This window comes from Cytobacillus firmus DS1, assembly GCF_000565285.1.
Lineage (GTDB): Bacteria > Bacillota > Bacilli > Bacillales > Cytobacillaceae > Cytobacillus > Cytobacillus firmus_A.
Genome location: NZ_APVL01000005.1, coordinates 1 through 12,970, shown reverse-complemented (window position 1 = coordinate 12,970; position 12,970 = coordinate 1). Strand labels below are relative to the sequence as shown.

8 protein-coding genes are annotated in these 12,970 nt (G+C 40.2%); 4 read left to right on the top strand and 4 right to left on the bottom strand.

Annotated elements, in window-relative coordinates:
- Positions 1-10 precede the first annotated feature (10 nt).
- Both PBF_RS07805 and PBF_RS07800 read left to right on the top strand, forming a co-directional pair.
- Positions 11-1,576 carry a hypothetical protein gene (locus tag PBF_RS07805; RefSeq protein ID WP_035329138.1) on the top strand — a complete coding sequence of 522 codons (1,566 nt, stop codon included), beginning with the start codon at positions 11-13 and terminating at the stop codon, positions 1,574-1,576.
- A 101-nt stretch (positions 1,577-1,677) separates the two neighbouring features.
- Positions 1,678-3,750, top strand: a complete 2,073-nt coding sequence (locus tag PBF_RS07800) for a hypothetical protein (protein WP_035329137.1) — start codon at positions 1,678-1,680, stop codon at positions 3,748-3,750.
- A gap of 48 nt (positions 3,751-3,798) precedes the next feature.
- Here PBF_RS07800 and PBF_RS07795 read toward each other — a convergent pair whose 3' ends face one another.
- The 3 genes from PBF_RS07795 to PBF_RS07785 all read right to left on the bottom strand — a co-directional run bounded on the left by PBF_RS07795 (position 3,799) and on the right by PBF_RS07785 (position 10,735).
- Positions 3,799-7,323, bottom strand: a complete 3,525-nt coding sequence (locus PBF_RS07795) for a S8 family peptidase (RefSeq protein ID WP_035329136.1) — start codon at positions 7,321-7,323, stop codon at positions 3,799-3,801.
- 472 nt (positions 7,324-7,795) lie between these two features.
- Entirely contained in the window at positions 7,796-9,727 is a 1,932-nt protein-coding gene (locus PBF_RS07790; protein WP_035329135.1) for a M14 family zinc carboxypeptidase, read from the bottom strand.
- Positions 9,728-9,850: 123 nt separating this feature from the next.
- On the bottom strand, positions 9,851-10,735 hold the full coding sequence (locus PBF_RS07785; RefSeq protein ID WP_035329134.1) for a helix-turn-helix domain-containing protein: 885 nt from the start codon (positions 10,733-10,735) through the stop codon (positions 9,851-9,853).
- 180 nt (positions 10,736-10,915) lie between these two features.
- On the opposite strand from PBF_RS07785, the gene PBF_RS26995 reads away from it, so the two are divergent.
- Both PBF_RS26995 and PBF_RS07780 read left to right on the top strand, forming a co-directional pair.
- On the top strand, positions 10,916-11,044 hold the full coding sequence (locus tag PBF_RS26995; RefSeq protein WP_256815608.1) for a hypothetical protein: 129 nt from the start codon (positions 10,916-10,918) through the stop codon (positions 11,042-11,044).
- Between the two features lie 335 nt (positions 11,045-11,379).
- On the top strand, positions 11,380-11,697 hold the full coding sequence (locus PBF_RS07780; protein WP_035329133.1) for a hypothetical protein: 318 nt from the start codon (positions 11,380-11,382) through the stop codon (positions 11,695-11,697).
- A gap of 33 nt (positions 11,698-11,730) precedes the next feature.
- On the opposite strand, the gene PBF_RS07775 is transcribed toward PBF_RS07780, so the two are convergent.
- Entirely contained in the window at positions 11,731-12,633 is a 903-nt protein-coding gene (locus PBF_RS07775) for a helix-turn-helix domain-containing protein (protein WP_235192221.1), read from the bottom strand.
- Between the last annotated feature and the right edge of the window lie 337 nt (positions 12,634-12,970).

Sequence of the window (12,970 nt, the reverse complement as noted above, 5' to 3'; positions counted from 1 at the left end):
GTGGTTAGTCATGAATGTTTATAAAAAATGGCTGTTAAAAGTCCTGGCTGCTTTTATGATTTTAGGCTGTCTCTTCGCCATGCCGATTGCTGTATTTAACTACACGGCAGATCCATTATGGCTTTTTCGGCATCAAAACGAATGGAATGATGTGCAGCAGGGTTTTAATGAAAGGCAGCAGAAAGTAAACAAATTGAAATATGGGGAAGAACAATATGATGCCCTTTTATTGGGCAGCAGCCGATCTACTTATATAAACCAGCATGATTTTAAAGATTTGAAGGTGTTCAATTTTGCCGTAAGCTCTATGTACGCAGAGGAGTATAAAGGATATATAGACTACGCCAAGGAAATCAACGGAAAACCGTTTGAATATATTTTCCTGGGTCTGGACTTTTTCGCTACAAATAAATACCGCGAGCTTGCCGAAGAAAAACCGGAGTTCTATATTGAACAGACTGACAGCTATCTCTATAGAATCAAGTCGACAGCGTCCTTTGATACTTTGAAAAAATCTATATCTGTTTATCAATCATCGAAAAAGAATAAACCTGTATTCATAGATCACCGGTTTTATAATCGTGAAAATGTGGCTGTGCCCTTCCCTGTGGATGATCAATTAAGACAAGCCAGAATTGAAACGAATATTTATCAATTTTTCCAAAATAATGAACCCTATGAGTATGATCCTAAAGTAATCGAGATGCTGAAACAGCTCAAGGCTGAAAACCCGAAAACTAAATTTATTATCTACACAACACCTGTTACCCTTCCGCGTTTTGTCATTGAAATGCAGAATGAGGAATACCTGAAAGGTTATGAGCGCTGGCTCATGGACCTGACGGAAACCTTTGGCACAGTTCATCACTTTATGGATATAAACGAAATGACAAGGCACTTGCCAAACTTTATAGACTCACATCATTTTACTCCTGATACAGGGACAAAAATAGTTCAGGCTATTTGGAATGACAGAAACAAATACTCAGAGTCCGGAGTCACCCTGAACAAAGATAATGCCGAAGCCGAAATCGCAAAGATTAAGAAGGAAATCAGACAATCAGAAACAGAAGCTTATGACTACCTCAAGCCTATCGGTTCGAAGAGTCCATCTTATTCTTTTGTCCCGCCAAATTTCGAACCATTTTCAGCTGAAGAATGGCTTAGCCAGCTGATGCCGATGAAATTGCTCGGAATGGATGGCGATTTCCGGGTAACGGAAGGAAGCGCCGGAGGCATGGTATTGAAACCTCTGAATGAAAGCGAGAATGCGATACAAGCAGGCTTCAGCCTGACCGACATGAATATCTCTGCTTCTGAAGAGCTTACTTTTATCGTTTCTCTGAAAGGAAAAGCAGCCAATCCAGGCGATGTGCAATTATTTATCCAGGATCAGGTGAACGGCCAATGGGAAAGGAAAGCATATAATACCATTCCTGCAGAAGATGTATCCCGCTCCTTTAAAGTATCGAAAAAAATCAGAAAAGGCGCCGAAAATGTTATGGTTGGAATCCATTGGAAGAATGCAGATTCAGAGGATCAATGGATACAAATAAATGCTGCTGATATTTACTAGTGAGAAGAGCCATGCTCCAAACAAAGGAGATGGCTCTTTTCATTATTGGATAATTATAGTAATGTAGGAACTGATTACTATAAGAGTTTTTGGGGGAAAATATGAATCTATCAAAGTTAAAAGCCAATTACGTTCTAGCCGCATCTCTCATTGCCGCACCGGTTTTCTTTTCAAGTGCAGCGTACGCAGAAGATTTAACAGATCAGGAGGAGAGTATTGAATTGGATGACAGCCAGACACCTTCTCAAGAAGAAGCAGATCCATCACAATTGCTAAAAGAAGAAATAAACCCTGTGATCGAAAAGATTGGGCCCCAAGTATTCCACGGAACTGCCCTGGCAGCTGCATACGGAAAATCACCTGAAGACACGCCCTATATGTACATCATCCAGCACGGGACTCCATCCGCTTTATCTATCGTCAACCTGACCACCGGAAAAACTGAAAAGACTTACACACTGGAAAATTCCACAAGTGCTTGGGGAATTGATGTAGATGCTGATCAAAACGTCTGGATCGGAGGAACATCAGGCGGACATATTTACAAGTACGATCCTTCCTCTAAAAAGCTGACTGATTACGGAAATAAACTAAAGCACAGCCGGGATACCTCTATCCAGGATCTGCACGCCTCAGGAGGAAGAATATACGGATCCACAGCTTATAATGGAACGGTATTTTCCTATATACCTGAAACAGGTGAAAGAAAAGATTATGGCCAAATAATAAGAGGCAAAGAATTTGCAAAAAGTGTTTACTTTGATGAAGAACAAGAGAGTATTTTCATGGGGATCGGATCTAAGGCTGAGCTTATCCGCTATAATATCCGCACGAAAATCAGGGACCGTTTCCTGCCTTGGGAATACCGGATGGAGAAATACGTATCAGATATTCAAGTGGCCGGTGAGTATTTATTTGCCAAATTGGATCCAAGCCCCAAAGTGCTGGTTTTTAATAAGAACACGTTAGAATTTCTTGATGAGTTTGATTCAACGTCTAAAACCGTGTCTGTAAAGTCACCCGCAGAAGAAGCTGTTTATTATACAAACAATGAAGAGCTGTACGCTTATTATTTTAATACTCAGGAAAAGGTAAAAATTGATGTTCCCCTCGAAGGAATGAACGTTATAAATTTAGATTTTGTAGAAATGGGAACAGAGGATTACCCCGGGTACACTTTGACGGGATTGTTAAGCAATAATGGGGATTATTTCACCTATAATTTAGAGACACGGGAATATGAGATTCATCAGGCAAAACTCGCTCCTCTTCCAGTCACTTTATATACAATGGGAGTGACACCTGATAGAGATAAGATCATTATTAATGGCTATATGTCAGGCGGGCTTGGCCTTTTTAACATTGCAAGCGGTGAAACAAAAGATGTGAAGGGCATAAGCCAGGTTGAATCTATGGCATACTTAAATGACAAGCTATATTTTGGAGCGTATCCAAAAGCGAGAATCCTGGAATACGATCTGACAAAACCGTTTGAAGGCCAAAATATAAATGAAATTGCCCGTTATAAGGACATGGGCCAAGAAAGGCCAACTGCCATGCTTGGGATTAATGAGACCAATCAGCTGTTCATTGGCACTTATCCTGAAACAAGCACTGGCGGCGGACTGCTGTCTGTTTATAATCCTGAAACAAAAGAAACCATTAATTATGAAAACTATGTAGCAAATCAAAGCATCATTTCCCTTGTACAAGCCCATGATCATATTTATGGGGGCACATCGGTGTATGCCAATCATGAGCGTGCAAAGAGTGATGCTGTGTTATTCCGCTTTCCTTCTGATTCTCCTTCAGATAAAGAGGAACTTCACTTCCCAATAAAAGCTGCCATGATTAATGCGTTAACTTTTTACGAAGAAAACTATATCTTTGGGATGGCTGACGGAAAACTGTTTAAATACGATATCGAATCCGGCCAAACAAAACAGGTAATGATTGTACCAGCCATTTCAGGCCGCTTTAAAAATGCGAATCTGCAATTCGGCAAGGATCATTACCTATATGGAACAGTTGAAGGCGTATTATTTAAAGCAGATCCGAAAACAATGGAAGTCACACTGATCAAAAAAGAAGGTGCACATGACTTAGCCATCGATCAGAATGGCCATATATATTTCAGGCACGAAGCAGACATGTGGAAATACGAACCTAAATAGAAATAAATAAATTCCCTGCCTAACTAATTAGACAGGGAATTTTTATTTCTATTGCAAGTTAACTTTCAAACTATAAGAATCCAATGTAGAACCGCCGAATGTGTCACGGACTTTGATATGGTAGACTCCTTTTTTCAGGTTAAAGTACATCACTTCCCCATCCCCTTCAGGATAGTAGTCTGCATTAGCCAGTACTTTGCCGTCTTTATAGAGAGTCACAACCCCATCAATTTCAGTTCCGGCATTAAATTCGATATTGCCCTTCGTTTGTTTATCTATTTTCAATTCATACCAATCTTCGTCACCGTTCGGTACACCGGCATTAAGATGTCCGGAGGCAGTTAAGAGCTTGCTGCCTGACTTCTTCAACATTAGCGGCTTAGAAGGTTTGTTATTCTTCACCACAGAACCCTTATCTTCATCATTTTGGTTAACTGGAGCAACAGTCAATTCATAAGGAAGCAGGGAGAATGGAGTATTGCCATCAAAATAGCCGGAGGCAATAATAATATAGTTTTTATTTTTCTCTGTTTTAAATGATCCATAGGTTGCACCGCTGTCAATTCCCTTTTCAATATACTGGATTCGATCGAATTCCTCCGGATCCAGCTTGCGGTTCTTGTTTGCATCTTCTGCGATGACCACAATTCCATAGAACGGGCTCAGCAATTCTTTTGGATATTTCGCTTTCCATTTGGCATCAGCATTTTTCCTCTTCATGGATGCCCCATAAATATTAGCTGTTTTGCTTTCAAGATAGAAAACATCCTGATCGAAAGGCATCGCGAGGTTCCCCTCGATTTTTGCTGAAGGAAGATTCTTTATTTTCTCCAGGCTATCGTTATCTTCATAAGGATCCTGAGGATCTTCAATCACCATGTTGGCACTAAAGCTGTATGGATCAAAAGATGTTGAACCAGTATAGTAATCTGCACCAGCCTTAATATAGTAGCTCTCTCCAGCTTTCAGACCCGTTAGCATGGATGCATCCAGCTTCATGCTTACCCAGTCAAATTGCATATTGGTTCCAATCTGATCCAAATAGGCATACGTGTTTCCTTCCATATCTGTCTCTTCCTTAATGCGGTAAATCTCCATTAATGGAACCTGGCCTTTTTTATCGTCAAACTTAAATTCATAGATTCCCGTTTCATCCGGCACAACACTAAACCAGTCTTCATCTTCTAACGTCTGGATATAGCCTTCACCTTTTTCATCCATTTTAAAAGGCCGGGCACCCTCTTTAAGAATTTCAGTGAAATCAGGCTCAGCTCCAGCTTCTTCTTCAGATGCTTCTTCTGTTTCTTCTTCTATTTCCTCAAATGCACTGCGCTGTTTTTCAAGGCCATTGACGGCCATTTCTTTTTCAGCGGCTTCCTCATCCATCATATAAGGGAATATATCTTCATCTGCCGGCAAAGTTTTTCCATTAACCTGCAGTTTGTATGGAATCAGGGAAGGTTCAGGAGTTTGCTCATCTTCAAGCAAGTCGAAGTTTAACATAAAATCATACATGCCAAAGAAATATTGATCGATTTTATTAGATACTTTTATGAGATACGGCATTTCCGGCATAGCTGTAAAAGAGAGTGTCTCCCCTTCACTTTTTCCGCCCCTGTTTGCATAGAATGCAGGCTCAATCGGGTATTTGCCGTAAAACATTTCTTCAAGAAGCGCCTTTTTCTCTTCTTCCGTAATCTCTTCCATATCAGGAGGAAAAATCTGATCCCCCATATAAACACTGATGCTTGTATCAACACCCGGCAATTTAGCTAAGTCAATTTTCACTGCCTGTTCCTCTTTAACAGTGAATTGATAGAAATCATCATCGCCATCTTTCCCAGTTAAAAGCTCCTTGCCATATGAGTATGGCAATTCAATAGCACTCATATTGTGAATAGAATTCCCATCTTCTTCAATGCCAGATGCCTTTTCAGCGGAAAGGCTGAATTTTGATTGCCCTCTGCCCGAATCATCAAAGCTGCCATTGACATCCTTAACTCCGAATGCAAGTGTTCCTGAAAACGGAACTTCAAACAGCTTTCCTTCCTCTTGGCCTTCTCTGACTTTGTTTACATCCAGCTCCACTTTCCCTTCATCGGAAACCAAAAATAATTTGAGCTTGTAATCAAATTGCTTTGCTCCGCTAAGAACAAATTGAACTAAATCGCCTTTCTCGACATCTGTTTTGTACCATTTCTCCTGGAACGGGGCTGTAATCGCTCCTTTAACAGTCTGCTTCTTCTCAAGGCTTACCGTTTCTGCTTTTTCCAGAATTTCTTTTTCAGACAATTGGTGTTTTGTCAGTGCAGGCAGCTTCTTAATATCATATTGCATAGCTGCAGCCGGATTAAGCAGACCATTTCCATATACTACATCAAATCCCTTATCACCAAGATCCTCCGCTGTATGCTCCAATATATATTCGATCTGAATCGGAGTCAGGTCAGGATGCTTGGATAGAAGCAATGATGCTGCTCCAGCTGCCATAGGCGAAGCCATGGACGTTCCGCTCATTTTACGGAAGCTCGATTTTTTTTCGTATTCATACATAGTGCTGTAGACATCTTCACCAGGAGCTACAATATCAACGGATGTGCCATATGTAGATAGAATCCCCAGCTTTTTGCTGCTGTTTATATTTCCAACACTGATGACACCTTCATAGGCAGCAGGATAGCTTAGTGAATCATCCCCTGTATTGCCTGCTGCTGCCACCACCACAACATTCTTTTCAGCTGCCTTTTTGAGCGCTTCTTCAATCAGAGGAGATTTCATAGGTCCGCCGAGACTCATATTGATTACTTTTGCACCTTTTTCTACTGCATACAGAATCCCCTGGGCAATCACATAATCTGAAGCGCCCCATCCCCTGTCAAAAACATCAATCGGAAGAATTTTCGCATTTGGATTAACACCATAGCCGCCAATGCCGTTATTCTTATTGGCTGCAATAATTCCAGCCACATGGGTGCCATGATAATCAGGTGTACCGGGGCTCATTGGATTGACTGCATTATAGCTCGGGAGCAGCTTTCCCTTTAAATCAGGATGGTTCACGTCCACACCCTGATCGATTACTGCAACCGTTACAGAGTTTTTCCCTGCCAGTTTTTGTGCTTTTTCGAGCTGAAGGAGTTCGTTTTGATATTGCTCTTTTGCTTTGGGGTCCGGCAGCGAAAGCGGTTTGTAATTGACGCTTGGATAGGCGGATACCACTCCGTTCAGCTTTTTGTAATTGGTTAATACTTTGCTGAACTGAGTTTTATTCCTCACTTTAACAACAGCATAATTTAAATTGGAGAACTGCTTAATCAATGTTCCTCCTGCCATTTTGTGCTGCGATTGAGTGAGCGGCTTTTTAAATTTAACCACGAGAGTATCTCCGCTTAATGCAGATTCTTTTGACAGCTCCAGCTTCTTTTGCATTGACGGCTGGTCAATTTGCACCGCCGAAATGCCCGGCACCTCTTTTCCTCTTTCTGCCGATACACCAGATGCCCCCAGCAGAGATCCGGCAGCAATGCCAATTCCTGCTGCTAGAGTAATAGATTTTTTCAGCCAGCTTTCCATTCCCTTCCTCCTCATAACCGTAAAGTGATAGTTGCTATCATAATATTACTATCATTTTCAATTAATAGAAAGTTTTACCATATTAAATTATTCGACAAAGAAAAGCAGAAGGCGCCCGCCTACCTAGGAACGCAGACTAAAACCGCCACGTCCTGTGGCAACGTCCGCATGACCCGCATCCGTGCGGGCCTCAAGCATAAGACGAGCCGGCTGAAAGGTTGTTCTTTAACCTTTTGGCCGGATTGGAAGAAATGTTGAGGCGACTGCCCAGGGACGACAAGCACAAGACGGTCCCTGGAAGAAGGTGGTTTTGAACGGCTTATGACCTCGAGTCCCTAGGAGCCTAAACTAGACAAGCTTATGACCTCGAGCCGATGGCGCCTGGAGCTAGACAGTTATCTAACTTCAGAATTTATACATTCTTATCTAAAAAAAGAGCCGGGTTTTTATAAACCCAACTCTAATGGTACACTTATGGCTGCTCTTCTATAACAGCTTCTTCACTGGTTTGAGAGGCACCAGCTTCGGGTTCTTCTGTTGTACTAGTGTCTGCTTCCGAACCCTGTTCTGATGGCACTTCACTTTCGGTATTAACAGCCGGGTCCATTTCCTGTGAGCTGTCTTCCTGCTCCTGAGCCGGATCCAATTCTGGCTGCTCCTCTGAAGGCTTTAAGACTTCATACTTTTTCACGATTTCCTGCTTCATTTCTGTAAGCACTGCTTCAAATCCAGGCAATTCACGGTATTTTCCAGGATAAAGCTTGTTGCCTGCTTCTTTAATTTCAGCAGAACGTCTTTCAAGCCTGTTTAACTCCGCCAATTGGCTCTCAACTATATCGAGCTTATCAGCATCAAGGTTAATCTGAATTTCTTCCATAAGCATGTATCTGGAAATTTCGTAAATAACTGTCTCTTTCGTAATCTTTGCAGGCAATACATACTTTTCTGCAGCAATGTCACGTACATGAGGCCCATAAAGCTTATTAATAAACAGCCCCGCTTTCTTAATCTGGTATGAAAGCTTATGGTAAGTTTCCACTGTGTGTTCATCCAGAGTACCAGCATCTATCAATTTAATTAGCTCTGAATTCATAGCTGTCAGCTGTGCTCCGGTTTTTTCTGTATCGATAAAGACTGCTGCCCGGGCTTTATGATCATAAGCTTCCTTCAGCACTGCCATTAACCGGTTTTGATCGCTTTGAGGAAGGCCTTTCAGCAATGTTTCTGCTGAAGCAATACTTTTACTTGCATTCTGGTAGGCTTTTGCAAAGTCTGCACTTACTTTGAAATCACTTGTACTTTTTATGTTTCCAGAATAATAGGATCGGAGCTTTCTTGATTTTGCAACCGCATCATTTGTCTGGTTTGTTGCCTGGGTAACCTTTGAACTTGTTTTTGCCCCGCTTAAGTTATAGCCGATGCCTGCTACATAAAGCCCTACACCCTGGTTTTGCTTCCAAATGCTTTGAAACTCTGAAAGCGGCAAGCTGGTTTCACCGGCATATCTGCCGATTTCCGGTGTAAATCCTGGAAGCTTATGTGTTGAAGTAAACCAATCAGTAAAGCCGCCTCCTGAAGGTCTGGCACCCGGGTACACCAGGCTATATCCTGTCATTTTCCCTATGGCTTTCGCATATTGATGATCCCGATCGTATAAAGCACCTGTCTGATGGAATTTCCAGTAAAGAATCTGCCCGCTTGAATGGTAAGCAAGAGCAGATGCAGGCTTAATCTCATTCACAAAGTTTATAATCGCCTTCACTTCAGAAGCCGATTGCGGCTGGGATCCTTTATAATTCTTATAATATGGCTTTCCCGGATTGCTTTTAATATTCGCCCAGTCAGCAGGATACTGGCGATTCAAATCGACGCCCTTTCCATTTGCTTTCCAGCGTTTAAAATCCTTGCTTCCTGCATTCATTTTGATTAATCCAGCATGCGCACTCGAAGGAAATGCTTTTAACCCAAATTGCTGCAGTGTCACACCATCCGGATTAACCATTGGCACAAACCACATGGTGGTTCTGTTCAAATGAGTCCGCACATCCGCACCCGCTATTGTCCGTCCGCTCTTATAGGCTGAAGCATACTGTTCAAGCATATACATATTCAGCGTAGTAGTCATCCATTCCCTGGCATGGTGGGATCCATTAATAAATATGTTTGTTCCGCCTTTTCCAAGTGATACGGCATAAATATTTCTTCCATATTCACTTTTTCCAATAACTTTATATGTAATAAGATCCGGGTATTGCTTGGCAAGCTCCACAATATCAGCCTGCATTTTTTCATAAGTATAAACTTCTGCCGGATTCACAGCTGCAGCTTCTGCCCGATGTTCCAAATGGACGAAGCCGGCAAGAACTAACAATAATGTAAATATGAATCTCTTTAAACTTTTCATCTTTTCCTCCTAATATTTTGTACATCTATTAATATACTATGCAGGAGGACAAATTTGGGGAAAATTCAGCAATTTTTTCAAAATCAGCCCATCGAAAAAAAAGCCTGTCTAATCCGGACAGGCTTATGCAAAGGTATGCCATTTTTGAATTTTACTATTAATAAAGTTTACGTACTTCTCATCTTCCTGAAGCTCAAAAATAATCAGGGATTTTTGCATGCATTCTCTTGCTTTCTGGAACTTGCCTTGAATTTCATAGTTGTAGCCAATATGATAATGAAGCTCCCCAAGAAGATAAAGGTTGTCTTTTTCAATGCACCACCTGACGGCTTCCCTGCAGTATTTAATTGAATCACCATACTTCTCAAGACGTGTGAGTGATCTCGCAATATTATAATAAAGTCTGCACAATAAAGTATGGTCATTAATGAATGGCAGCTGATGAAGATATTCTTTTGCTTCAAAATAGACTTTCAGCGATTTTTTATAATCTTTTTCTTCAAAGTAGACAGAACCGATACTCAGCAAAACTTCTATTTCACGTTCAGACCAGATCTTGTCAGTATAATGAGTTAAAGCTATCGCTTTAGAAAGAATGTCAATCGCTGCTTTAGAATCCTTATGAAGCATATACTGGCAAATTCCTTTATGCCATAATAGAACCTGGAAATTTTTATTGTTTTGCTGGAATAATGGATTCTTCTCTTCTGTTTTTACGATTTGTTCCATTTCCCTGTAATCTGAGTTTCTTCTGGCCAAGGTTAATTGCCTTAAGACCTCCTGCACATAATCCAGCCGGGGCGTTGTGCCAATGTCGAAGAAATAGTTCACATCCACACCAAGGCGTTCGGATATTAAATATAAAGTAGATGCATAGGGATACACATCACCCTTTTCAATTTTGCTGATCTGCGCCTGCGTACAAATCCCTTTAGCAAGCTCTCCCTGTGATAAATTCATCAGTTTTCTTAGTTCCCTGATTCTTTGGCCAATCGCGGAGAAATTCATCCTTTTCACCCCTTTCATGTAAATATGCCTAGAGTTATATTTTTATTGTTGATAAACAGGAAAAAGGATATAAGACAAAGTATACTGGTAAAATTAAATAAATATACAAAAAACGCTTCTGAATTCTTTATGGTTTAATATAGATAGTTCCTTAATTTTAAAAAGCAAGGAGGAATTTTCATGAAAAAACGTTTATTAGTTATGATGGCCGTATTCACTTTTGTATTTGGAGCTGCAGGCATTACTTTTGCTGCTGGAAATAACGGCGGCGGCGGAGTTACAACTCAAGAGCTTCCGACTATATTCTAATTTTGACTGCATATCTGTTAGAATTTCAAAGGGCTTGGCCCTTGTCTTATTAATCTCCAATTGAGGCACTTCATCTGAAGTGTCTATTTTTTTGCAATTAAAACCTACTTACTGCTCAAATTCAACAAGCCAGCATAAATTTCCTTCTTTTGCAGAGCAGTGACGCTGATTATATTCTTTCAGGAATATTCCTATAGTTATAATTTTATATAAAAACCTTACTTTTTAATATAAAATACTCATTCTAATATCTAAATCACCTTCAGATTTCAATCAGCAAAAGGAACTATTTTTGTTATGATAAGGGCATAAAGATGCAGGGAGGGTGAAAGGGTATGAATCTTGATATGAAAATTCAGCCGAAGTTTATCGAAAACGAAAGCGCGATCATTTTTTCATTCTACTTTAGAAACGCATCAATGAAAGTTGGAGAAGCGGTTATCTATACTTGTGAAGAAGAACAAAACGAAGAATTGGCAAGAAAGGTTTACAGCATCCATGAAGAATTAACGGAACTTAACGCTAACTCAAAAAGAAAAATGGCTTATGTTACGGAGCTGACTATACCTGAAGGATTTAAAAACCAGTCGTTCACTAAAATAAAAGAGTTTTTAAAAATCATCGGCATCAACACATGCGTATACCAACATTGATGTCAAAGAATACCTGATGTTGATGGATGAGCATCAGGTATTTTTTATAATATTTTCTTCCTGCCATTTCATTAACTTGCCATTAATATAATCCGAATATTTCTGATCCTTCTGCAGGTCAAAAATCAGCAATGCCTTATTCATATAATCTTGAGCAGAACGATAGTCTTCCGACAGTTCGAAATTGTAGCCAATATGATAGTGCAGTTCTCCCAACAAAAAGAGGTTATCTTTTTCAATACTCCATTCGATTCCTTCTATGCACACCTCAGTTGATTTTTCATATAATCCTTTCCGGGTAAAAGCTCTGGCCATATTATAGAGCAGTTTAGTTTTTAATATATAATCCCGCAATTGGGGAAGATTTTTCATCTCTGTATATACACTTTCATAAATCTGAATAGCTTCATCCAGCATATTATTTTCAAAGAATACGATGCCTTTGCTTAAGAGAATTTCCATCTCCTGTTCCGTCCGGAATTTTTCATTAGTCAGTTCCAAAGCTTCATCAAGAGTTTGCAGAGACCGTTCAAAGTCCGAATGGACGTGATGGAGGCATATGCCTTTGTGCCAAATAAGAAGCTGAAGATATTTCTGGTTTTGATAAAAAAGCGGATTCCTTTCTTCCATCTCCACTATCTCTTCCATCTCCCGATATCTAAAATTCCGCCGTGCTATTTTGAGCTGTCTGGCCACTTCTTCGACATAGTCCAGCCTTGGCGTTAAACCAATATTGAAGAAATAATTCACATCAATGCCCAGTTTTTGAGATATTAAAAAAAGAGTTGATGCACACGGAATTACTTCACCATTCTCAAGCTTACTGATTTGCGCCTGAGTGCATATATCCTCTGCCAGCTCCTTTTGAGTAATTCTTTGTATTCTGCGCAGTTCTTTTATCTTGTCTCCTATAACAGAAAAATCCAAAGTTTCCACTCTCCAAAAATTATTCCAATTATTATATTTTCATTATAAATGCTTATATAACCTAGTAAAAGCTATATTCTTTTAAAAAAATCGGCCTTCAGCCGAAATCCAGACTTTTATGGAATATGTTTTAATAAGATTATCAGTATTTAATACTTACTGAAGTTCGTCACTTTACGAACATCATCCAATTCTCCAATTTATTGCCGTCCGGACTGACCGGGCGGCCCTTTTTTTGGGCTTGGGCCTTGTTAATTGGGTTTCTATTTGCAAGTTTTACTTGTTTATTTGCAGGATTTTGTTTCTATTTGCAGGTTCCCCCGGCCTATTTGCGGAATTCGTTCCT